The organism is Frigoribacterium faeni (assembly GCF_011761235.1).
Lineage (GTDB): Bacteria > Actinomycetota > Actinomycetes > Actinomycetales > Microbacteriaceae > Frigoribacterium > Frigoribacterium faeni_A.
Window position 1 is genome coordinate 82,109 of sequence record NZ_JAAOYW010000003.1, and the last position, 21,449, is coordinate 103,557.

Below are 21,449 nucleotides of genomic sequence, written 5' to 3' on the forward strand. Positions count from 1 at the left end.
GCACGGGGAGTGCGGCGACCGGCGACGGGGCCCGGGGCGGGCACCGCCGGGCAGCGGGGGCTCGCCGTCGTGGCGAGACCCAGGTGAGGTTAGCCTAAGCTCATCTCCATGGCGACCACCACCCTGCCCGGCTCCGCCCGGGCACCGCGGACCGTCGCCCGCACCCGCACGCGGGTGGTCGCCCTCGTCGGCGCCGCCGCCCTGCTCGTGCTCGCCGTGCTGCTGAGCCTCGGCGTCGGCGCGCGTCCCGTCGCCCTCGCCGACGTCGTCGACGTGCTCGCCGGCCTCCTCCCGGGCGGCGCCGCGCCGACCGGCGTCGCACCCGCCGACGTGGCGGCCGTGCTCGACCTGCGGCTGCCCCGCACGGCGGCCGCCCTCGTGGCCGGAGCCGGCCTCGGCGTCGCCGGGGCGGTCGTCCAGGCCGTCACCCGCAACCCGCTCGCCGATCCCGGCATCCTCGGCGTCACCGCGGGCAGCGCCTTCGCGGTGGCGCTCGCCGTCGGCTTCGCCGGGGTCACCGCGGCGAGCGGCTGGATCTGGTTCTCGTTCGCCGGGGCGGCGCTCGCCGCGGTCGCGGTCTCGCTCGTCGGGGGAGGGGGCCGGTCGGGCGGCAGCCCCGCGCGGCTCACGCTGGCGGGCATCGCCCTGGGCGCCGTGCTCAGCGGCGTCACCTCGTCGATCGTGCTCGCGGACCCGCGGCGCTTCGACGCCGTCCGCGCCTGGGAGGTCGGCTCGCTCGCCGACCGCGGCTGGGGCCCGGTCGCGACCGTCGCCCCCTTCGTCGCGGTCGGCGTCGTCGTCGCGCTGCTCGTCTCGCGGCCGCTCGACGCGGTGTCCCTCGGCGACGACCACGCCTCCTCCGTCGGCGTCTCCGTCCCCCTCGTCCGCGTCGTCGCCCTGGTCGTCGTCACCCTGCTCGCGGGAGGCGCCACCGCGGTGGTCGGCCCGGTCGCGTTCCTGGGCCTCATGGTCGCCCACGCCGCGCGCGGCGTCGTCGGGGCCAGCCAGCCGTGGACGATCGGGCTGAGCGCCCTGCTCGGCCCGGTGCTGCTGCTGCTCGCGGACGTGCTGGGACGCGTCGTGGCGCCTCCCGGCGAGCTCGCCGCCGGCCTCGTGACGGCCGCGATCGGCGCCCCCGTGCTCATCCTCGTGGCCCGTCGACGGTCGGGCGGCCTGCGGTGAGCGCCGTCCGCCCGGGCGGCGGCCCGCCCGCTCGCGACCGCGCCCTCCTGCCGGGACGGCTGCCGGGGCGTCTCCGGCCGCGTGGCCGCCGGGCCGTCGCCACGGCCGTCGTCGCGCTCGTCGCCGTCGTCGTGGCCCTGGTGGCGCTCGGCCTCGGCGACTACCCGCTCAGCCCGGCGCAGGTGCTCCAGGCGCTGCTCGGCGGCGACGGCCCCGGCTCGGTGATCGTCGTGCAGTGGCGGCTGCCCCGCGTGCTGGCCGCCCTCGTCTTCGGGGCCGCGCTGGGCGCCTCCGGTGCCGTCTTCCAGTCGCTGACCCGCAACCCGCTCGGCTCGCCCGACGTGATCGGCTTCTCGACCGGCGCCTACACGGGGGCGATCGTCGTCATCGTCTCGGGGGCGGCGTCGGCGGTCGGCACCGCCGCTGGCGCGCTCGTGGGCGGGCTCGTCACGGCCCTCGTCGTGTACCTGCTCGCCTGGCGCCGAGGCGTGCACGGGCTCCGGCTGATCGTCGTCGGCATCGCCGTCACGGCCCTGCTGCACTCCGTGAACAGCTGGCTGCTGCTGCGGGCCCAGGCCGAGGTCGCCCTCTCGGCGTCGTTCTGGGGAGCAGGGTCGCTCGCCCTGGTCGGCTGGTCGCAGCTCGTGCCCGCGGCGGCGCTGCTCGCGGTGCTCGCCGTCGTGGTCGCCGGCCTCGCGCGCCCCCTGCGGCAGCTCGAGCTCGGCGACGACGCGGCCCGGGCCCACGGTCTGCGCGCCGAGGGCTCGCGCCTCGCACTCGTCGTCGTCGGCGTGGCCCTGACCGCCGTCGTCACCGCGAGCACCGGGCCGATCGTCTTCGTCGCCCTCGCGGCGCCGCAGCTCGCCCGGCGCGTGGTGCGCTCGGCCGGCGTGCCGCTGCTCGCCGCGGCGCTCGTCGGCGGGCTGCTGCTGCTCGTCGCCGACGTCGTCGCCCAGCACGTCACCACGACCCCCGTCCCCGTCGGCCTCGTCACGCTCGTCATCGGCGGCGCCTACCTCGTCAGCCTGCTCGTCGCAGAATCCCGGAGGACACGGTGACCGACACCGCCCCGCCCGACCCCGCCGCCCCGCGCCTCGCCGCCCGCGGCGCCCACCTCGCCTACGACCGCCGCACCGTCTCGCGGTCGATCGACGCGGAGGTCCGCGAGGGCTCGTTCACGGTCATCGTCGGGCCGAACGCCTGCGGCAAGTCGACCCTCCTGCGGGCGTTCGCGCGCCTCCTCGCCCCCCGCGCCGGCACGGTGCTGCTCGACGGCCGCGACCTCGCCCGGGTGCCCGCGAAGGAGGCGGCGCGCACGGTGGGCCTGCTGCCCCAGTCGTCGACGGCCCCCGAGGGCATCACCGTGGCCGAGCTCGTCTCGCGCGGTCGCTACCCGCACCAGGGGATGTTCCGGCAGTGGTCGCAGGCCGACCGCGAGGCCGTCGCCTCGGCGCTCGCCCAGACCGACCTCGTCGAGCTCGGCGACGTGCCGGTCGACGAGCTGTCGGGCGGGCAGCGCCAGCGGGTCTGGGTCGCGATGGCCCTCGCCCAGCAGACCTCGGTGCTGCTGCTCGACGAGCCGACGACGTTCCTCGACGTCGCGCACCAGTACGACCTGCTCGACCTCTTCGCGCGGCTGCACGAGCAGGGCACGACCGTCGTCGCCGTGCTGCACGACCTCGCGCAGGCCGCGCGCTACGCGACCGACCTGATCGTCATGAGCGACGGGGACGTCGTCGCGACCGGCACGCCCGCCGACGTGCTCACCGCCGAGCTCGTCGAGCGCGTCTTCGACCTGCCCTGCCTGGTCGTGCCCGACCCGGTGACGGGGACGCCGCTCGTCGTGCCGCGCCGCCGGCGCTGAGGGGCGGCGAGGCCCGGCGGGCCGCGCCGCGCCCCGCGACGTGACGGGACGGGGACGTGCTGCTGCGGGGCCCCGGGGCATCTCGTCCCTTTCGCGTCAGGTCGCGGCCGGGCGCGGGCGCGGGCGGGCGCGGGCCGGCGCGCGAGCGCGGGCGCCGGGCCCGGGCCAGGCCCCGGCGCCCGCGCGTACAGTCCGGGCATGACCGATCTGCAGGGAGCCGTCGTGCTCGTCGCCGGCGCGTCGGGCGGCCTCGGCAGCCGCCTCGCCGCCCAGCTCGCCGACCAGGGGGCCGTCGTCGTGCGCGCCGGGCGGGCCGGGGGCTCGCTCACCGGCCCCGACGCGTTCGTCGCCGACCTGCGAGAGCCCGGCGGGGGCGCCTCCCTCGTCGCGGCCGCCCTGCAGGCGCACGGACGCCTCGACGGCGTCGTCGTCGCCGCGGGCGTCGTGGCGTTCGGCCCCGCGGACTCGGTGGGCGACGCGGCCCTCGACGAGCTCGTGCAGACGAACCTGCTGGCGCCCGTGCGGCTCGTCCGCGACGCCGCCGACGCGCTCGCCGCCTCGGCCGCGGCGGGCCGAGAGCCCTTCGCCGTCACCATCAGCGGGGTCGTCGCGGAGTCGCCGACCGCGGGCATGGCCGCGTACTCGGCGGCCAAGGCGGGCCTGGCCGCCTGGGTGGGCGCCGCCTCCCGCGAGTTCCGGAGGCGCGGCGTGCGCCTGCTGGACGCCCGGCCCGGACACACCGAGACCGGCCTCGCGACGCGACCCGTCGAGGGGCGCGCGCCGAGCTTCCCGCCCGGGCTGGACCCGGACGCCGTGGCGGCGCGCATCGTCCGCGCGATCGTCGACGGGGAGAAGGACCTGCCCAGCAGCGCGTTCTAGGCGCGGCGGGGGAGCCCCCGTCACGCCGAGCCGCGGGCGGTGCCGGGCTCAGGCGAAGCCGGTGCCGAGCTCCCGCAGCAGGTCGGCGAGCTGGTCGCGCTGCTGGCGGCTGAGCGAGCCGAGCGGCGAGTGCTCCGCCTCGAGCAGGTCGAGCATCGCCTGGTCGACGAGGTCGACGCCGGTCTCGGTGATGCGGATCAGGGCGGCGCGACCGTCGCGGGGGTCGGCGCGGCGCTCGACGAGGCGGCGCTCGACGAGGCGGTCGAGCCGGTTGGTCATCGTGCCGCTCGTCACCATCGTCGCGGTGACGAGGTCCTTCGGGCTGAGCTCGAAGGGATCCCCGGCCCGGCGCAGGGTCGACAGCACGTCGAACTCCCAGATCTCGAGGCCCGAGCGGCGGAACGCCTCGGCCCGCACGCGGTCGAGCCGCCGCGAGATGCGGCGCAGCCGCGAGAAGACGTCGAGCGCCGCGAAGTCGATGTCGGGACGCACGCGCGCCCAGGCGTCGATGATCAGGTCGACCTCGTCGTTCGTGTTCACGCTGCAGTCCTCTCGGGCAGGGGGGCACCCACGATCATGCCCCTCGAAGGTGCAGGTCGCCTCGACGCCGCCCCGGACCGGACGACGCGGCCCCGCGGGCGCGGCCGCGGCGCCCCTCGTCCGGGGCACGTTTTACACGGTCGTAACGCGTTGTATACGAGAGCGCGTCATCGGTGCTGATTGCATTCAATCCTCCCTTCCCGCACCCGAGCATCGGATCACACATGCCTCGCACCACGCCCCCTCGGCGACCCGCCCTCCGGCGACGCGCGCTCGCGCTGCCGGCCGCCGCCCTCGGAATCGCCCTCGTGGCGACCGGGTGCCAGCAGGTCCAGACGACCGACACCGACGCCACGAGCAGCCGGGAGGACGTCTCGACCGCCCCGATCGGCGACCAGACGATCGTCGAGGGCGGCGACCTCGTCATGGCGCTCTCGGCGGAGCCCGACCGGCTCGACCCCACCACCTCCTCGTCCCTCTACACGCGGTACGTGATGGAGACGATGTGCCAGAAGCTGTACGACATCGACGCCGAGGGCGACATCGTGCCGATGCTCGCCACCGAGCTGCCCGACGTCAGCGACGACGGCCTCACCGTGACGTTCCCCGTGCGCACCGACGCCGTGTTCGCCGACGGCACCCCGCTCGACGCGGAGGCGGTCGTCACCACCCTGCAGCGCGGCCTGGACAAGGACGACTCGTCCCGGCGCAGCGAGCTCGGCCCGATCACCGGCATCTCCGCGGTCGACGACGCCACGGTCGAGGTCACCTACTCCGAGCCGTTCGCGCCCCTCACCGCGGCGCTCGCCGACCGCGCCGGCATGGTCATGTCGCCCACGGCGCTCGCCTCGGCCGGCGACGCGTTCGGCGACGCGCCCGTCTGCGTCGGCCCCTACAAGTTCGTGGAGCGGGTGCCCCAGACCTCGATCACGGTCGAGCGCGACCCCCTGTACTACGACGCCGGGTCGGCCCACTTCGACTCCATCACCTACCGCATCATCACCGACGCGAGCATCCGCGCCGCGAACCTGCAGTCGGGCGACGTGCAGGTCGCCGACTCGATGTCGACGCAGGACGTGGGGACGCTCAAGGAGGACGACTCGCTCACCGTGCTCGAGGTCGGTTCGCTCGGCTACCAGGGCCTGACGGTCAACATCGGCAACCAGGACGGCATCGGCACCGATCCGGTGCAGATCGACACCCCGCTCGCGAGCGACGCCTCGGTGCGCCGTGCCCTGTCGATGTCCATCGACCGTGAGGCGCTCGTGAAGACCGTGTTCGGCGGCCTCTACGACCCGGCGTGCTCGCCGATCTCGCCCGGCAGCCCGTTCGCGACCGACGCGAGCGACGCCTGCCCGGACTACGACCCCGAGGCGGCTGAGCAGATGCTCGAGGAGGCGGGCGTCGAGACCCCGCTCGCCATCGACATGCAGGTGAGCAACAACCCCGACACGGTCCGCTTCGCCCAGGCCCTGCAAGCGCAGGTCGCCGAGGGCGGCTTCGAGCTGACCATCACGCCGGTCGAGTACTCGACGCTGCTCGACGTGCAGACGGAGGGCGACTTCGAGGCGCTGCAGCTCGGCTGGTCGGGCCGGATCGACCCGAACGGCAACACGTTCAACTTCCTCTCGACGGGCGCCGGCAACAACTACAGCGGCTACAGCGACGACGAGGTGGACGAGCTGCTCGGCGACGCCGCCTCGACGACCGACGTCGACGAGCGCGCCGAGCTCTACGGCCAGGTGGTCGAGAAGGTGCAGGAGGACTCGCCGATCATCTACCTGTACCGCGTGCGCAGCCTCACGGCGCTGTCGAACGAGATCGCCGGGGTGTCCACCTACGCCGACGGCGTCGTGCGCCTCAGCACCGCCGCCTTCGTCGAGGCCGACTGAGCCATGGCGCGCTACCTCCTCACCCGCCTGTGGCAGTCGGCGGTGACGCTCGTGCTCGCCTCCGTCGTGGTCTTCGTCGGCGTGCGGCAGCTGCCGGGCGACCCTGCCCTCGCCTTGGCGGGTGAGGAGGCCAGCCCGCAGCAGGTCGCGGCCATCCGCGCCGACCTGGGGCTCGACGACCCGCTCGTCGTGCAGTACCTCCGCTTCGTCGGGGCCTTCCTCCGGGGCGACCTCGGCCAGTCGACCCGCACCGGCACACCGGTGGCCGACCTCATCGCCTCCACCCTGCCGGTCACGCTGTGGCTGTCGCTCTACGCGATCGTCGTCGCGGTGCTCGTCGGCGTCGCCCTGGGCGTCGTCGCCGAGCGCTGGCGCGGACGCTGGCCCGAGTGGATGGCCAACGCCGCCGCCCTCGTCGGCCTGAGCGTGCCGAACTTCTGGCTCGGCATCCTCGCCATCCTGTGGCTGGCCGTCGGGCTGGGGCTGTTCCCCGCCTCCGGGTACGTGCCCGTCACCGACGACCCGTGGCAGGCGCTCGTGCACCTCACCCTGCCGGCGCTCATCCTCGGCACCTCGCTCGCCGCCGTCATCATGCGGCAGACGCGGGCCTCGATGATCGAGACGATGACGACGGACTACGTCCGCACGGCCCGTGCCAAGGGCCTCGGACGGGGACGCGTGCTGCTCCGCTACGGGCTCCGCAACTCGATGATCGTCGTCGTCACGATCGTCGGCCTGCAGCTCGGCGGGCTGATCTCGGGCGCCGTCGTGACCGAGCGCATCTTCGCCCTGCCGGGCTTCGGCAAGCTCACCCTCGACGCCGTCTTCACGCGCGACTACCCGGTCGTGCAGGCCGTCGTGCTCGTCATCACGCTCGGCTACATCCTGATCAACCTCGTCGTCGACGTGCTCTACAGCGTCCTCAACCCGCGCATCCGAGTCGGAGGAGCCTCCTGATGACCGTCCTCGTGCCCACCTCCCACGAGCTCGGCTCCGACCGGGGCCGCGTCTGGGGCCAGCTGCGCCGCAACAAGCTCGGCGTGACCGGCGGCGTGATGCTGCTCGTCGTGCTCGTCGCGGGGATCGCCGCGCCGCTCATCGCCCCCTACGGCCCGGCCGAGGTGCACTTCGACACGCCGTTCCAGCTGCCCGGCACCGTCGGGTTCCTGCTCGGCACCGACGACCTCGGCCGCGACATCCTCTCGCGCACCGTCCACGGCATCCGCGTCTCGCTCGTCGTCGGCGTGCTCAGCGTCGTGCTGGCCGTCGTCGTCGGCACCCCGCTCGGGCTGGTCGCGGGCTACTGGCGCTGGCTCGACGCGATCGTGTCGCGCCTGACCGACGTGATGCTCGCGTTCCCGTTCCTCATCATCGCAGTGGCGCTCGCCGCCATCAGCGGGCCGAGCCTCGGCAACGCGGTGATCGCCCTGGGCATCGCGCAGATCCCCACGATGATCCGCGTGGTGCGCGGCGAGACGATGCGCATCCGCTCGACCGACTTCGTGCTGAGCGCCCGCACCATGGACGCGACCGGGCTGCGGGTGATCTTCGCCCACGTGCTGCCGAACTGCGTGTCGGCGATCATCGTGCAGGCCACGGTCATCATGCCGGTCGCGGTGATCGGGGAGGCGCTGCTGTCGTTCCTGGGACTCGGCATCCAGCCGCCGACGGCCAGTCTGGGCATCATGCTCTCCGACGCGCAGCAGTACCTGTCGAACGCCCCGTTCGCCGCCGTCGTGCCGGGCCTCGCCATCGCCGTCATCTGCCTCGGCTTCAACCTCGTCGGCGACGCCCTGCGCGACGCCCTCGACCCGACCTCCCGCGAACGGACCTGATCCTCGTGACCTACACCGCGCCTCCCGCGTTCACCACCCGCCCCGACCTCGTCGGCACCTTCGGCATGACCGCCTCGACGCACTGGCTCGCGACGGCGTCGGCCCAGTCGGTGCTCGAGCGCGGCGGCAACGCTTTCGACGCCGCCGTCGCGGGGGCCTTCGTGCTGCACGTCGTCGAGCCGCACCTCAACGGGCCCGGCGGCGACATGACCGCGGTCTTCGCGACCGCCGACGAGCCCGGCCGCCCGGTCGTGCTGATGGGGCAGGGCCCGGCGCCCGCCGGCGCGACCGTCGAGCACTACCGCGCCGAGGGGCTCGACCTCGTGCCCGGCTCGGGCGCGCTCGCCGCCGCGGTGCCCGGCGCCGTCGACGCGTGGCTGCTGCTGCTGCGCGACCACGGCACGTGGGAGCTCGCCGACGTGCTCGCCTACGCGATCGGCTACGCCCGCGACGGCCATCCCATCACGGCGCGCGTCACCGAGACGATCGGCGCGGTGGCGGAGCTGTTCGCCGAGCACTGGCCGACGTCGGCCGACCGCTGGCTCGTCGACGGGGCGCCGCCCCGGCCCGGCGAGGTGGTCGTGAACGAGGCGTACGCCCGCGTGCTCGACGGCCTGGTGGCCGCAGGAGGCGCGTTGCCGGCCGACGACGCCGGCCCCGCCCCCGAGACGCCCGGCTCGTCGCGGGCCGAGGCCGCCCGGCGCGCCCGCGTCGACGCGGCGCGCACCGAGTGGGCCGAGGGGCTCGTCGCGACCTCGATCGACGCCTTCGTGCGGACGCCGCACCGGCACTCGACGGGCGGCGAGCACGCCGGCGTGCTGCGCGCCTCCGACCTCGCGGCGTTCCGGGCCTCGACCGAGGAGGCGGCGACGGTCGAGTTCCGCGGCCACGTCGTGGCGAAGACCGGCGCGTGGGGCCAGGGCCCCGCGCTGCTGCAGGTGCTGGCGATGCTCGACCCGCTGCCCGACGAGCTGCTCGACCCGTCGACCGTCGACGGCGCCCACACGATCGTCGAGGCGCAGAAGCTCGCCATGGCCGACCGCGAGGCCTGGTACGGCGACCGCGACGTGCCGCTCGACCGCCTGCTGTCGGCCGGCTACGCGGCCGAGCGCCGTGCGCTCATCGGGAGCTCCGCCTCCCACGAGCTCCGTCCCGGCGACGCCGGGGGCGCAGGAGGCGCGGGCCGGCTCCCCGAGCTCCGCACCGACGACGACACGGCCGGGCCCGGCGCCGGCGTGGGGGAGCCCACCGTCGGGTCGTTCGCCGCCGTGCCCGCGGACGACGCGCGCCAGCCGGGCGCCGAGCCCGACGTCGCCCCCACGGGCGAGGCCCGCGGCGACACCTGCCACATCGACGTCGTCGACCGCTGGGGCAACGTCGTCTCGGCGACCCCGTCGGGCGGCTGGCTGCAGTCGTCGCCGACCATCCCCGAGCTCGGCTTCTGCCTCGGCAGCCGCCTGCAGATGACGTGGCTGGAGGAGGGCACCGCCTCGACCCTCGAGCCCGGCCGGCGGCCGCGCACGACGCTCACGCCGACGCTCGTGCTGCGCGACGGGGAGCCCGTCGTGGCCCTCGGCTCGCCGGGCGGCGACCAGCAGGACCAGTGGCAGCTGCTCTACCTGCTCCGCACGATCGTCGGCGGGTGGAGCCCGCAGCAGGCGATCGACGCGCCGGCCCTGCACACGACGTCGTTCCCCGGCTCGTTCTGGCCGCGCACCTGGACGCCCGGCGGGGTCGTCGTCGAGGACCGCCTCGGCGACGAGCTGATCGCCGGGCTCGAGGCCCGCGGCCACGTCGTCACCCGCTCGGGCGACTGGTCGCTCGGCCGGCTGTCGAGCGTCACCCGCGACCCCGCGACCGGCGTGCTGGGCGCCGCCGCCAACCCCCGAGGAGCACAGGCCTATGCCGCAGGACGCTGAGACCGTGACCACCACCGCCGCCGCCAGCCCCGGCCCCGGTCCCGCCGAGGGGGCGCCCGCGCCCCTGCTCGCCGTGCGGGGCCTCCGGGTCGCGTTCGGCGACCGCGACGTCGTGCACGGCGTCGACCTCGACGTGGCCCGGGGCGAGCGGGTCGCCATCGTCGGCCAGTCCGGCTCGGGCAAGTCGACCGTCGTCGCGGCGGTGCTGCAGCTGCTGCCCGGCGCCGGCCACGTCACCGGGGGCACCGTGCACCTCGGCGGCGACGAGCTGACCGGGGCGGGCGAGGCGCGCATGAGGTCGGTGCGCGGCGCCCGCATCGGCCTCGTGCCGCAGGACCCGTCGACGAACCTCAACCCCTCGATGACCGTCGGGGCGCAGATCGCCGACGCCCTCCGTGCGGGCGGCGCCCGGGGGCGCGCCGCCGTCGGCCGCCGCGTCGTCGAGCTGATGACCGAGGCCGGCATCCCCGAGGCCGAGCGCCGCGCGGGCCAGTACCCGCACGAGTTCTCCGGCGGCATGAGGCAGCGGGTGCTCATCGCCGTCGCCCTCGCCCGCGACCCCGAGCTGTTGATCGCGGACGAGCCGACGAGCGCCCTCGACGTGACGGTGCAGCGGCAGATCCTCGACCACCTGCAGACCCTCGTCGACGCGCACGGCACGTCGCTGCTCTTCATCACGCACGACCTCGGGGTCGCGGCCGACCGCACCGACCGCATCGTCGTCATGCTCGACGGCCGCGTCGTCGAGCAGGGCACGCCGCGGCAGATCCTGCTCGACCCGCAGCACGAGTACACGAAGCGGCTCGTCGCCGCGGCGCCGACCGTGACGGCCGCGGCGGCGCTCCGGGCCGAGGAGCCCGTCGCCGACGGGCGGCAGGACGCCGAGAAGGCGCGGGTCGACCCGATCCTGGTCGTGACGGACCTCGTCAAGGAGTACCGCCTCCGGGGCCGACGCGGCGAGACCGTCCGGGCGGTCGACGGCATCTCGTTCGAGGTGCCCCGCGGCACCACGACGGCCGTCGTGGGGGAGTCGGGCTCGGGCAAGACCACGCTCTCGCGCATCGTGCTCGGCGTCGAGCCGGCGACGTCGGGCAGCGCGCTCATCGACGGCGAGGGCATCACCGCCAGCCGCGGCGCGGCGCGCCGGGCTCTGCGCCGCCGCGTGCAGCCGGTGTTCCAGGACCCGTACGGCTCGCTCGACCCGACCTACAGCGTCGAGCGGCTGATCGACGAGCCGCTGCGCATCTTCGGCGTCGGCGACCGCGCCGGCCGCCGCGCCCGCGTCGCCGAGCTGCTCGACCAGGTGGCCCTGCCGCGGTCGGTCGCGCAGAGCCGGCCGAACGAGCTCTCGGGCGGGCAACGGCAGCGGGTCGCCATCGCCCGGGCCCTCGCCCTCGAGCCCGAGCTGCTGATCTGCGACGAGGCCGTGTCGGCCCTCGACGTGCTCGTGCAGGAGCAGATCCTCGAGCTGCTGGCCGAGCTGCAGGGCCGACTGGGGCTCAGCTACCTGTTCATCACGCACGACCTCGCGGTCGTGCGGCAGATCGCCCATAGTGTGGTGGTGATGCGACGCGGTCGCATCGTCGAGCGGGGCAGCGTCGACGACGTGTTCCTCGCCCCGACGGACGAGTACACCCACCACCTCCTAGGAGCGATCCCCGGTGCCAGCCTCGGTGTCTGACCCCCGCCCCGCCCCGCCGGGCGTCGTCGACGCCGTCCGCGCCGACATCGTGCACGGGGTGCTGCAGCCGGGCACCCGCATCACCGAGGCGGCGCTCGCCGAGCGCTACGGGGTCTCCCGGGTGCCGGTGCGCGAGGCCCTCCGCGGGCTCGAGGCCGAGGGGTTCGTCGAGTCGCGGCCGAACGTCGGGTCGCGCGTGGCCGACATCCCCGTCGACGAGGCCGACGACCTGTTCGCGGTCCGCGAGGCGCTCGAGATCTCGACGGCGCGGCGGGCGGCGTCCCGGGCCCGGGCGCGCTTCAGCGGGGCGGACGCCGACGACGGCGGCGAGTGGCTGCGGCTGCGCCGCGAGCTCGAGCGCGTGCTCGACGAGGGCGACGCGGCCGTCGAGGTCGACGAGCTCGACCGGCTCGTCGACCTCAACGAGCGGTTCCACATCGGGGTCGCCGAGCTCAGCCGCAGCAGCACCCTCGCGACGCTGCTGAGGCAGCTGTCGCGCAAGATCGAGTGGCTCTACGCCCTCGACGAGTTCTCGCGCGGCAAGCGCCTCTGGCCCGACCACCGCGTCATCCTCGCCGCCGTCGACGCGGGCGACCCGGACCGGGCGGGCGAGCTCATGGGCCGCCACGTGCGCGAGTCCCGCGTGGGGTACCTCAGCAGGACCGCCCCGGCCGAGGTCGTCGCCGAGCTGCGCGCCGCGCCGCCCGCGGTCGTCGCGGTGCGGAGCCGCGCCGAGACGGACGGCGGCGACGCCTCGTGACCCTGCACCGCCTCGACGCGACCCGCGAGACCACGCACGACGTCTACTCGCGCGACCACGCGTCCGTGCTCACGGTCGAGCCCGGCGACGAGGTCGTCGTCGGGTCCCTCGACGCCTCCGGCCACCTCGAGCGCCAGACGACGCCCGGCGAGCAGCGGCCGCGGCTGTTCGCGCAGGCGCGAGGCCACGCGCTCACCGGTCCGGTCGCCGTGCGGGGCGCCCGGCCGGGAGGCATGCTCGGCGTGACCTTCGTCGACCTGAGGCCGGGCGACTGGGGCTGGACCGTCGCGGGCGGTCGCGAGACCCCCGTCACCACCCGGCTCGGCCTGGCCGACGTCGCCCCGTCGTGGCTGCTCTGGGACATCGACGCCGTCACCGGGCTCGCCACCGAGAGCCGCGGCCCGACGGTGCCGACCGCGCCGTTCCTCGGCGTCGTCGGGGTCGCGCCCGCCGAGCCGGGCGAGCACGCGACGACCCCGCCGCGCACCGCCGCCGGCGGCAACGTCGACTGTCGCGAGCTCGTGGCCGGGTCGACGCTCTGGCTGCCCGTCCAGGTCGACGACGCGCTGCTCTACCTCGGCGACGGCCACGCGGCGCAGGGGGACGGCGAGGTCGGCGGCACCGCGATCGAGTGCGCCATGACGACGCGGGTGCGGCTCGACCTGGCCGACGACCGCCCCCTCGCGAGCATCCACGCCGAGACCCCGGCGGGCCGCGTCACGTTCGGCTTCGACCCCGACCTCGACGTCGCCACGGGCGACGCCCTCGACGCGATGGTCACCTGGCTGGCCGCGCTGCTCGACGTGGACCGCGCCACGGCGCTCGCCTTCGCCAGCGCCGTCGTCGACCTGCGGGTCACGCAGGTGGCGAACCAGACCTGGGGCGTGCACGCGGTGCTCCCGACGGGCGCGCTCGGCGTCTGAGTGCCCGCGTCGCGCCTACTGGTAGGTGACGAGGTCCGGCACGGGCGACACGTCGCCCAGGGTCTGCTCGGGCGTGAGCATCGGCTCGTCCTCGTCGTAGAAGTTCTTCCAGCCCCAGGCGACCGCGGGGGCGCCGTCGTGCAGGGCGCGCCAGGTCGCCTGCTTGTCGGGCTGCGACCCCTGGCCGTCGACGTGCACCAGGGTGGTCAGCTCGGGTCGGCCGAGGTCGATCGCGGCCCGGTCGCGCAGCATGCTCGACCGGAACTGGTGCAGCACGAACAGCTTCGGCGGCAGCGACCGCGCGGCGACGAGGTCGGCCAGCCAGGTCGACACCCCGTTCACCTCGGCGGCGTCGACCCCGCCGATCTGGGCGAGCGGCACCTGGTCCGGCGCGAGCCGCCACTCGGGGTCGAGGGCCAGGCCCACGTTGGGCTCGGCGAGCAGCGACTCGTAGCGCTTCGCCTGGCTGAGGAAGCCCGCCCGGCCGGGCTGCAGGTCCAGGACGACGTACTGGCCGGCGTCGGCGGCAGCCTCGACCCAGGGGCGGAGCGTCTCCGGGTCGAGCTCGTTCGAGTAGTCGCCGTCCGGCCCGGCCGAGCCCGCCGCGACCGTGGCGATCACCTCGAGCATCGGGACGACGGGCCGGTCGGACGACGCCTGGTAGCCGGCGGCGACCTCGGCGGCCCGTCGCACGGCGGCGGCGGCGTCCTGCTCGCCGAGCACGCCGAGGGCGCCCGTGCCCGGAGCGCCGTAGAGCGCGACGAAGCGGCGGTCGGGGAAGAACCGCTGGCCTCCGCCGGGCAGCTGCGCGCCCGACCGCGCGGCGGCGACCGACCAGTCGAGGTGGGCGCGACCCGCGAAGGCCGCTCCGACGACGACGGTGGCGGCGGCCCGGGAGGCGCCCATCGCGTCCACGACGGACGCGTCCTGCTGCAGGTCGACCACGCCCTCCGGCAGCGGCAGCAGCTCGGCCCCGGCGGCGCGCGCCGTGGCCGAGGCGGCCGCGTCGTCGGAGCCCGCCACGACGACCAGGGTCGACGAGTCGGCGTGCCGCGAGGGGGACGGCTCGACCTCGTCGGCCGGCACGGACGCGACGCCGTGGACGGTCGCCGCGTCGTCGTGGGCGTCGTCGGCATCGCCCACGGTGGCGACCGTCGTCGCGTCCAGCCGGTCGAGCTCGGCGGCGACGTCGACGCCGTCGCCGGCGAGCAGCACGGGCGCCCCGAGCCGCTCGCCCTGCGCGGCGGCGTCGGCGACCGCGTCCGGGCGACCGGCCGGGGCCAGCACGACGACCGGCGAACTGGTCCAGAGCGCGCGGCTGGTCTCGACGGCCCTCTCGGCGGCCGTGGGCGACGCCGCGGTCGTGACCGGCGCCTCCGGCGTGGCCACCGTGACCTCGACGCGCTCGGGCCGGGGATCGGCACCCGTGCACGCGGCGACGAGCAGCGAGGCGCCCACGGCGAGGGAGGCGGCGGGCAGGAGGCGACGTCGGGTGAGCACCGATCCACGCTAGACCGCTCGGCGCGGCAGGCTCAGCTCAGGACGTCCTTCGTGGTGAACCGGCCGAGCGCGAGCGCGCCGAAGACGGCGATGTAGCCCGCCTGCAGTAGCGCGTTGTCCGCGAAGTTGCTCCACGAGATCGGATCGCGCAACAGATCGGCGAACCCCAGCCAGTAGTGGGTGAACAGCCACGGGTCGAGGAACGACAGCTGCGGCAGCGCGTCGACGATCTGAGCGGCCGTCGACAGCACGACGGTCGCCGCCATGGCGCCCACCGGCACGCTCGTGAGCGTCGACGCGAACAGGCCGATCGCGCTGAGGCCGAGCAGCGAGATCGTGACGTAGAGGGCCATCAGCAGCATGCGGCCGGCGTAGTCGCCCAGCCCGATCGTCTGGCCCGACAGCAGCGTCACCGGGCCGACGGGGAACAGGGCCGCGCCCGCGATCGCGCCCACGACGACCACGACGAGGGTGCCGGCGAGGCAGAAGAGGGCCGCACCGGCGTACTTGACGAGCAGGAGGCGCACCCGGCCCACCGGGGTCACGAGCAGGTACCGCAGGGTGCCGAGGCTCGCCTCGCCGGCGATCGTGTCGCCCGCGACGACGCCGACCGTGAGCGGCAGGAACAGCGGGATGGCGACCGTGAGGGCCGTCAGCGAGACGAAGAGGCCGTTGCGGGTGATGTCGCCGAGGAAGGCGGGGCCGCCGCCCGACCCGTCGTCGTCGGTGGCCACCCGCACGGCGACCGCGAGCAGCACCGGGATGAGGGCGAGGGCCGAGAGCAGCGCGATGGTCCGCGTCCGACGGAACAGCACGGCGACCTCGCTGCCGAGCAGCGCCAGGCCGGAGCCACGACGCGCCGGCACGGGGGCCGCCCCCGCGACGGACGAGGAGGCGGCGGCCGCGTCGGGCCCGGTCGGTTCAGCCGGCGACATCGAAGCCCTCCCCGGTCAGGTCGACGAAACGGTCTTCGAGGCTGGCGCCGGCGACCTCGAACCCGCGCACGCGCACGTCGGCGGCCACGAGCGCGGCGACGACGGTCTCGGGCGCCAGGCCCTCGACGCCGAGGTCGGCCTCGACGCGGACGGCGCCGGCGGAGCCTGTGGCGGCAGGCGCGGCAGGCGCGGCAGGCGCGTCGGGTGCGTCGGGGGAGGCGGGCAGGGCGGGCGAGCCGGACCCGTCGGGCACGAGGCCGAGACGGGCGAGGACCCCGCGGGCGAGGTCGGGGTCGGGCGTGAGCACGCGGACCCGGTGCGTGCCGAGCGCGCGGAGGTCGTCGAGCGTGCCCTGGGTCAGCAGGCGGCCGGCGCTCATGACGCCGATGTGGCTGCACATCTGCTCGACCTCGGCCAGCAGGTGGCTCGAGACGAGCACGGTCGTGCCGTCGTCGGCCAGCGAGCGGATCAGGGCACGCACCTCGCGGGTGCCCTGCGGGTCGAGGCCGTTGCTGGGCTCGTCGAGCACGAGCAGGTCACGGGGCATGAGCAGCGCGTTCGCGATGCCGAGCCGTTGCTTCATGCCGAGCGAGTAGGCGTGCGCCTTCTTGTCGGCGGCGTGCCCGAGCCCGACGCGGTCGAGGGCGGCGTCGACCCTGGCCCGCCGGGTCGACGCCGGCGCGCGGCGGTCGCCCGAGTCGAGGCGCACCAGGTTCGCGCGCCCCGAGAGGAACGGGTAGAACGCGGGGCCCTCGACGAGGGCCCCGACGCGCGGCAGCACGTCGCGGGCCTGGTCGGGCATGGCCCCGCCCAGCACGCGGATCGTGCCGCTCGTCGCCGAGGTGAGCCCGAGCAGCATGCGGATGGTCGTGGTCTTGCCCGAGCCGTTGGGGCCCAGGAACCCGTAGACGCTGCCCTGCGGCACCGCGAGGTCGAGGTCGGCCACGGCGCGCTGTCGGCCGAAGGTCTTGCCGAGGCCCTCGGTCTGCACGGCGAGCCCGGCGTCCGGCCGCGGGCCGGTCCCGTCGCTCACTGCGCGGCGACGGCTGCCTGGAGGGCGTCCGCGTCGACGGCGCCCGCCCACACGCGACCGTCGTCGCCGACGAACACGGAGACCAGCGAGGTCTGCAGCACCCGGCCGCCCGTCACGGGCGTCAGGACCTGGTCGAGCAGCGCGGCGGAGTCGCCGTCGTCGCCCTGGCCCGAGGCGGGGGCCGAGTCGGCGGGCGACGCGGCGAGGCCCACGACGGTGCTCCAGCCCGAGCCGAGCACCGTGGGCGCCGTCCGGTCGCCCCGAGCCTCGGCGGTCGCGTGGTCGTGCGTCGTCGGCAGCGCGACCTCGGTCACGTCGGCGCCCGCCGGCGGGGTGAAGGCGAAGACGTCGGAGGCGGGTGCCCGGAAGTCGACGGAGGTGAAGCCGACCGAGACGGCCGGGTCGGCCTGGCCCTTCGCGGCGACGACCACCTTCAGCGGCACGCCGGTCTCGGCGTCGACGGTCAGGGTCGCGCTGCCGACGAGCGTCGCGGGGTCGTCGGGGGTGAGCACGACCTGGTACGCGGACCGGCCGGCCACCCTGACGTCGTCGGTCGTGGTGACGGTCGTGGTCGGCTCGACCGCGGCCAGCAGGGCCGAGGCGAGCTCGGCGGGGGTCTGCGGCACGGCCGTGCCGTCGGGCAGGACGCCGGGCACCTGCGTGCCGCTCGCGTCGGGCAGCGTGACGTGCGACGCCTGCTTCGACGACGAGTCCCAGGTCCAGACGCTGTCGCCGTCGCGGATCACGTCGCGCTCGGCGAGGTCCTCGACGACCTGCACGCGCTGCCGGTCGTCGCCGTCGACGAAAACCTTCGCGGTGTGGCTGCCGGTCAGCAGCTCGAGGGCGTCGGCGGTCGAGCCGTCGCCGGAGCCGCCCTGCAGCCCCGAGACGTCGGGCAGGCCGAGGTCGCTGGTCTGCTCGACCGTGCCCGAGAACGCGGTGCCCGAGCTCGACGCGGCGAGCTCGAGGACCTGCTGGGGCGTCTTGTCCGGCAGCGACACCTCGGCGTTCGCGGCCATCGAGGGGACGACGATCCCGGCCGCGACGACGGCGGCGGGGACGATCGCGGCGGGGATCCAGCGGGCTGACTTCTTCATGGTGTCCAGTGCCTCTCGTGGCGGCTCGGAGCGGGTCGCGACTGATCGGCAGGGTACGTCGCGACCCTGGGATCCACTGGGGACGCACGTGCTCGTCGCTCGACGTCGAGCGACCCGCCGAGGCCGGTGCTCAGAGCTCGACGACCTCGAACTCGAGCAGGTCGGCGCCCGTGGCGACGGGACGGCGCGGCGCCTCGGCGCCCGGGTCGGCCGACGCGCCCGGCCCGGCCCCGGCGCCGTGGCCGGCGGGCGGTCCGGCGTGCGCGGCGGCCGCCCCGTTCGCCGACCAGTCCTGGAACGACTGCTCGTCGGCCCACGTCGTCACGACGAAGTAGCGGGCGTCGCCCGAGACGGGGCGCAGCAGCTGGAACCCCTCGAAGCCGGGGGCCCCGTCGACGGAGTGCTTGCGGGCCGCGAAGCGCGACTCGAGCTCGGAGCCCGACCCCTCGGGCACGTGGATGGCGTTGATCTTGACGACGGACATGGCTGCTCGCTCTCGTTCTGTCGGGGTGGGGGACGGGTGGTCGCGGGTCAGGCGGCCTTCATGACGTTGGTCGTGAAGCCCTGCACCCGCTCGGCCAGGCCGCTGGCGCGCCGCTCGATCTGCTCGGGCGGGTTGAGGTGGGGAGGCGCCACGCGGATGAGCAGCGAGCACGCCAGGTCCTCGCAGATGTAGGTGCCCACGGTGTCGCCGTTCGCGCCGGCGTCGCCGGCCTTCGGGGCCGTGAAGAGCCGCACCTGCGTGGCGGGCTGGGGCGAGTGGCACAGCGAGCACATGGCGGCGATGCCCGGCCGCAGCGACGTGCCCGACGAGCGCACGACGAGCCCGACCGGCCGGTCGGCCATCCAGTGCACGATGTAGCCGCGCTGGTGCGCCTGGGGGTCGCGCCAGCCGAGGAACTCGCGGTCGTCCCACAGCATCTCGTGCAGCCCCGGGATGGGCAGCCTGTCGAGGTCGCCCGGCAGGGCGTTGACGAACGACTCGCGGATGTCGGTCTCGGTCAGCGGCTTCATGATCTCCTCTGCTGCGGCGCCCTCGGGCCGCCGGCTGCGACGAGCCTACGCGGCACCGCCGACAGCGCACCGGCGCGGCGGGGGCAGGGCGGTCCTACGCTGGCCCCGTGGTCGAGACGGCGGCGGTGGACCCGGACGAGGAGGCGGTGGTCCGGCGCCTGCGGACGGCCGGCTGCGTCTGGGCCGAGGACGAGGCGCGCCTCCTGCTCGAGGCCGCGGCGGGTGCCGAGCTCGAGGCGCTCCTGGCGCGACGCGTCGCGGGCGAGCCGCTCGAGCAGGTGCTCGGCTGGGCGGGCTTCGCGGGCCTCCGGCTCGCCGTCGAGTCCGGCGTGTTCGTGCCTCGCCGCCGCACCGGGCTGCTCCTCGACCTGGCGGAGGCGGCGCTCGCGGCCGCCCCCGCCGACGACGACGTCGCCGTCCCCGCACCGGTCGTCGTCGAGCTCTGCTGCGGCGTCGCCGCCGTCGCGACCGCGCTGCTGCACCGGTCGCCCGGGCTGGACGTCGTCGCCTCGGACCTCGACCCCGCGGCCGTCCGCTGCGCGCGTCGCAACCTCGGCCCTCTCGCCCTGGTCGTCGAGGGCGACCTGTTCGGCGGCCTGCCCGCCCGGCTGCGCGGGCAGGTGGACGTCCTGGTCGCGAACGCCCCCTACGTGCCGACGGGCGCCATCGCGACGATGCCGCCCGAGGCCCGCCTCCACGAGTCCCCGCTCGCCCTCGACGGCGGCGCCGACGGCCTCGACCTGCACCGCCGGATCGCCGCGTCGGCGGGGGAGTGGCTGTCGCCCACGGGGACGGTGCTCGTCGAGACGAGCGTGCGGCAGGCGCCGGCCACGGCCGCGCTGTTCACCGCCGCGGGGCTCGACGCGTCCGTGGAGCGCGACGACGAGCTCGACGCCACGGCCGTGCGGGCGACGAGGCCCGTGGGCTAGAGCCGTGTGCACCGGCCGAGCGGTCGGATGGTGTCCTCCAGCCCCTCGGGAGTGGCCGTTCCCGACCACGCGAGCGACGGCCGTTCGGACCCGGAGGGCCGTGGGCTAGAGGCCCGAGGGCTAGATGTCGACGGGCGAGACGAGGTCGACGACGGGGGACTCGGGCGTGCCCGAGATCTGGCAGGTGAAGGCCGCCTCGACCCGGCCGTCGGCCAGGTGCCCGAACCGCACCTCGGCGACCGCGCCCGAGTCCGCGTCGCGCACGTCCGCCTCCTCGTAGGCCCACACGTCGTCGAGCGACGGCAAGTCGGGGTACTCGGTCCGCACCGCGGCGACGCAGGCGTCCCACGCGGGCGGCGCCTCGTGCGCCTCGGCGGTCGAGGGCGCCGGCGGGGTCGTCGTCGGCAGGGGCGTGGCCGTGGCGTCGGGGCCGGTGGTCGTGACGACCGTGGGGGTGCCGGCGGCGCCCGGCTCGGCGTCCGTCCCGGCGCAGCCCGCGGTCGCCAGGGCGAGGGCGAGGACGGCGACGAACAGCGGTGCGGTCTTGGAGGCCACGGCGTGCTCCTGGTGGTGGGAGGGGCGACGGCTCACGCCGACGGTCGAGGAGGCCAAGACTAACCGCACGGGGCCCCGCGGCGAGGTCACGGAGGCGTCACGGAGGTCGAGGGTGCAGGCTGGTCCGATGACCGCTACGGAGAACCGCGAACCGACCGCCCTCGAGCAGGCCATCAGCAAGGGACAGGCAGGTGAGGGCGACATGAACGCCGTGCTCGCCGAGTTCGTCAACGCGCAGGTCGTCGTGGCCAGCGCCGTCGACGCGCAGGACAGCCTCAACGACCTGCAGCCGGTGCTGTTCGACCGCGAGGGCACCCCGATGCTCGCCGCCTTCACGCACGCCGACATGATCGGCGAGCAGGTCAAGGGCGTCGCCGAGTTCCAGGCCACGATCCCCGCCGCCGAGCTCGTCCAGGCGATCCCGGCGCAGACCGGCCTCGTCGTCAACCCCGGCAACCGCGAGGGCTTCGAGATGCTGCCCGAGGGCGTCGCCCAGCTCGCGAACGACGTGCGCGAGCTCGTCGCCGCCCACCAGGCCGCGGGCTCGCCCGAGCCCGAGCAGCCCGAGCAGCCCGCCTCGTAGGCCCGGCACCGCTCGTCCGCCCCGCTCCCAGGACGCCCCGACCGTGACCCACGGCCGGGGCGTCCGTCGTGCGCGCCCGAAACACCGCTGTCACACGCCGCCTGTAGTCTGGGCGGCACAACAGAACACCGGGCCACGAACACGTCGCGGGAGAGCCCCGGAGCGCACGATCTGCGCCGCCGGGCACCGAAGGAGCAAGCTCCCCGCCAATCTCTCAGGTACCGCGTACCGCGACGGACTGGCCGCTCTGAAAAGCAGGGGGCACCTGCGACCCGAGGCGCGCGAGCGTCCCGGGGCGCCGCTCCCTCGCCCACGGTGAAAGTCGACC

At 75.6% G+C, this 21,449-nt stretch carries 21 protein-coding genes and 1 riboswitch; of the genes, 13 read left to right on the top strand and 8 right to left on the bottom strand.

The window, feature by feature from the left end; all coding sequences use genetic code 11:
• Window positions 1-108: 108 nt before the first annotated feature.
• The 4 genes from FHR78_RS12510 (at window position 109) to FHR78_RS12525 (ending at window position 3,925) form a co-directional block, all read left to right on the top strand.
• Entirely contained in the window at window positions 109-1,182 is a 1,074-nt protein-coding gene (locus tag FHR78_RS12510) for a FecCD family ABC transporter permease (RefSeq protein ID WP_166760884.1), read from the top strand.
• Window positions 1,179-2,240: an iron chelate uptake ABC transporter family permease subunit gene (locus tag FHR78_RS12515; RefSeq protein WP_166760885.1), complete on the top strand. Its 1,062-nt coding sequence runs from the start codon at window positions 1,179-1,181 to the stop codon at window positions 2,238-2,240. Before FHR78_RS12510 ends, FHR78_RS12515 begins: the two co-directional genes overlap by 4 nt.
• Window positions 2,237-3,046: an ATP-binding cassette domain-containing protein gene (locus FHR78_RS12520; protein ID WP_166760886.1), complete on the top strand. Its 810-nt coding sequence runs from the start codon at window positions 2,237-2,239 to the stop codon at window positions 3,044-3,046. The genes FHR78_RS12515 and FHR78_RS12520 overlap by 4 nt, the downstream gene beginning before the upstream one ends.
• Before the next feature lie 198 nt (window positions 3,047-3,244).
• Window positions 3,245-3,925, top strand: coding sequence for an SDR family NAD(P)-dependent oxidoreductase (locus FHR78_RS12525; protein ID WP_166760887.1), 681 nt, complete (start codon window positions 3,245-3,247; stop codon window positions 3,923-3,925).
• A gap of 48 nt (window positions 3,926-3,973) precedes the next feature.
• Here the strand turns inward: FHR78_RS12525 and FHR78_RS12530 are convergent, their stop codons facing one another.
• On the bottom strand, window positions 3,974-4,465 hold the full coding sequence (locus tag FHR78_RS12530) for a MarR family transcriptional regulator (protein ID WP_166760888.1): 492 nt from the start codon (window positions 4,463-4,465) through the stop codon (window positions 3,974-3,976).
• A gap of 224 nt (window positions 4,466-4,689) precedes the next feature.
• Between FHR78_RS12530 and FHR78_RS12535 the strand changes: the two genes are divergently transcribed.
• The 7 genes from FHR78_RS12535 to FHR78_RS12565 are packed head-to-tail and all read left to right on the top strand — an operon-like array spanning window position 4,690 to window position 13,475.
• Complete coding sequence (locus FHR78_RS12535) at window positions 4,690-6,357, top strand: ABC transporter substrate-binding protein (protein WP_166760889.1); 1,668 nt, start codon at window positions 4,690-4,692, stop codon at window positions 6,355-6,357.
• 3 nt (window positions 6,358-6,360) lie between these two features.
• On the top strand, window positions 6,361-7,314 hold the full coding sequence (locus tag FHR78_RS12540) for an ABC transporter permease (RefSeq protein ID WP_166760890.1): 954 nt from the start codon (window positions 6,361-6,363) through the stop codon (window positions 7,312-7,314).
• Window positions 7,314-8,192: an ABC transporter permease gene (locus tag FHR78_RS12545; RefSeq protein ID WP_166760891.1), complete on the top strand. Its 879-nt coding sequence runs from the start codon at window positions 7,314-7,316 to the stop codon at window positions 8,190-8,192. The genes FHR78_RS12540 and FHR78_RS12545 overlap by 1 nt, the downstream gene beginning before the upstream one ends.
• 5 nt (window positions 8,193-8,197) lie before the next feature.
• Window positions 8,198-10,111, top strand: coding sequence for a gamma-glutamyltransferase (locus tag FHR78_RS12550; protein WP_166760892.1), 1,914 nt, complete (start codon window positions 8,198-8,200; stop codon window positions 10,109-10,111).
• Window positions 10,095-11,792 carry an ABC transporter ATP-binding protein gene (locus FHR78_RS12555; protein WP_166760893.1) on the top strand — a complete coding sequence of 566 codons (1,698 nt, stop codon included), beginning with the start codon at window positions 10,095-10,097 and terminating at the stop codon, window positions 11,790-11,792. Before FHR78_RS12550 ends, FHR78_RS12555 begins: the two co-directional genes overlap by 17 nt.
• A complete protein-coding gene (locus tag FHR78_RS12560) occupies window positions 11,785-12,552 on the top strand; it encodes a GntR family transcriptional regulator (protein ID WP_347878195.1) in 768 nt (255 codons plus the stop codon). The genes FHR78_RS12555 and FHR78_RS12560 overlap by 8 nt, the downstream gene beginning before the upstream one ends.
• Window positions 12,549-13,475 carry an acetamidase/formamidase family protein gene (locus FHR78_RS12565; protein ID WP_166760895.1) on the top strand — a complete coding sequence of 309 codons (927 nt, stop codon included), beginning with the start codon at window positions 12,549-12,551 and terminating at the stop codon, window positions 13,473-13,475. Before FHR78_RS12560 ends, FHR78_RS12565 begins: the two co-directional genes overlap by 4 nt.
• Window positions 13,476-13,490: 15 nt before the next feature.
• Here FHR78_RS12565 and FHR78_RS12570 read toward each other — a convergent pair whose 3' ends face one another.
• The 6 genes from FHR78_RS12570 to FHR78_RS12595 form a co-directional block, all read right to left on the bottom strand.
• Window positions 13,491-14,975, bottom strand: a complete 1,485-nt coding sequence (locus tag FHR78_RS12570; protein ID WP_166760896.1) for a hypothetical protein — start codon at window positions 14,973-14,975, stop codon at window positions 13,491-13,493.
• 32 nt (window positions 14,976-15,007) lie between these two features.
• On the bottom strand, window positions 15,008-15,910 hold the full coding sequence (locus tag FHR78_RS12575) for an ABC transporter permease (protein WP_166760897.1): 903 nt from the start codon (window positions 15,908-15,910) through the stop codon (window positions 15,008-15,010).
• The gene (locus tag FHR78_RS12580; RefSeq protein WP_347878196.1) at window positions 15,897-16,943 is read right to left on the bottom strand and encodes an ABC transporter ATP-binding protein; all 1,047 of its coding nucleotides are present in this window, start codon (window positions 16,941-16,943) and stop codon (window positions 15,897-15,899) included. Before FHR78_RS12580 ends, FHR78_RS12575 begins: the two co-directional genes overlap by 14 nt.
• The gene (locus FHR78_RS12585; protein WP_166760899.1) at window positions 16,940-18,040 is read right to left on the bottom strand and encodes a LolA family protein; all 1,101 of its coding nucleotides are present in this window, start codon (window positions 18,038-18,040) and stop codon (window positions 16,940-16,942) included. Before FHR78_RS12585 ends, FHR78_RS12580 begins: the two co-directional genes overlap by 4 nt.
• A 130-nt stretch (window positions 18,041-18,170) precedes the next feature.
• The gene (locus FHR78_RS12590) at window positions 18,171-18,524 is read right to left on the bottom strand and encodes an antibiotic biosynthesis monooxygenase family protein (RefSeq protein ID WP_166760900.1); all 354 of its coding nucleotides are present in this window, start codon (window positions 18,522-18,524) and stop codon (window positions 18,171-18,173) included.
• A gap of 47 nt (window positions 18,525-18,571) precedes the next feature.
• The gene (locus FHR78_RS12595; RefSeq protein ID WP_166760901.1) at window positions 18,572-19,054 is read right to left on the bottom strand and encodes an FBP domain-containing protein; all 483 of its coding nucleotides are present in this window, start codon (window positions 19,052-19,054) and stop codon (window positions 18,572-18,574) included.
• 107 nt (window positions 19,055-19,161) lie between these two features.
• Here FHR78_RS12595 and FHR78_RS12600 point away from each other — a divergent pair, with 107 nt between their 5' ends.
• Window positions 19,162-19,983, top strand: coding sequence for a putative protein N(5)-glutamine methyltransferase (locus FHR78_RS12600; protein ID WP_347878197.1), 822 nt, complete (start codon window positions 19,162-19,164; stop codon window positions 19,981-19,983).
• Between the two features lie 120 nt (window positions 19,984-20,103).
• On the opposite strand, the gene FHR78_RS12605 is transcribed toward FHR78_RS12600, so the two are convergent.
• Window positions 20,104-20,538: a hypothetical protein gene (locus FHR78_RS12605; RefSeq protein WP_166760902.1), complete on the bottom strand. Its 435-nt coding sequence runs from the start codon at window positions 20,536-20,538 to the stop codon at window positions 20,104-20,106.
• 127 nt (window positions 20,539-20,665) lie between these two features.
• Between FHR78_RS12605 and FHR78_RS12610 the strand changes: the two genes are divergently transcribed.
• On the top strand, window positions 20,666-21,121 hold the full coding sequence (locus FHR78_RS12610) for an SseB family protein (protein ID WP_166760903.1): 456 nt from the start codon (window positions 20,666-20,668) through the stop codon (window positions 21,119-21,121).
• A 137-nt stretch (window positions 21,122-21,258) separates the two neighbouring features.
• Window positions 21,259-21,362: riboswitch (glycine riboswitch) on the top strand.
• Window positions 21,363-21,449: the final 87 nt, after the last annotated feature.

Bases quoted from the DNA above. Each gene is read 5' to 3' on its own strand.
- FHR78_RS12575 (WP_166760897.1), bottom strand. From the start codon at position 15,910: ATGTCGCCGGCTGAACCGACCGGGCCCGACGCGGCCGCCGCCTCCTCG.
- FHR78_RS12540 (WP_166760890.1), top strand. From the start codon at position 6,361: ATGGCGCGCTACCTCCTCACCCGCCTGTGGCAGTCGGCGGTGACGCTC.
- FHR78_RS12590 (WP_166760900.1), bottom strand. From the start codon at position 18,524: ATGTCCGTCGTCAAGATCAACGCCATCCACGTGCCCGAGGGGTCGGGC.
- FHR78_RS12555 (WP_166760893.1), top strand. From the start codon at position 10,095: ATGCCGCAGGACGCTGAGACCGTGACCACCACCGCCGCCGCCAGCCCC.
- FHR78_RS12610 (WP_166760903.1), top strand. From the start codon at position 20,666: ATGACCGCTACGGAGAACCGCGAACCGACCGCCCTCGAGCAGGCCATC.
- FHR78_RS12510 (WP_166760884.1), top strand. From the start codon at position 109: ATGGCGACCACCACCCTGCCCGGCTCCGCCCGGGCACCGCGGACCGTC.
- FHR78_RS12595 (WP_166760901.1), bottom strand. From the start codon at position 19,054: ATGAAGCCGCTGACCGAGACCGACATCCGCGAGTCGTTCGTCAACGCC.
- FHR78_RS12545 (WP_166760891.1), top strand. From the start codon at position 7,314: ATGACCGTCCTCGTGCCCACCTCCCACGAGCTCGGCTCCGACCGGGGC.
- FHR78_RS12585 (WP_166760899.1), bottom strand. From the start codon at position 18,040: ATGAAGAAGTCAGCCCGCTGGATCCCCGCCGCGATCGTCCCCGCCGCC.
- FHR78_RS12535 (WP_166760889.1), top strand. From the start codon at position 4,690: ATGCCTCGCACCACGCCCCCTCGGCGACCCGCCCTCCGGCGACGCGCG.
- FHR78_RS12525 (WP_166760887.1), top strand. From the start codon at position 3,245: ATGACCGATCTGCAGGGAGCCGTCGTGCTCGTCGCCGGCGCGTCGGGC.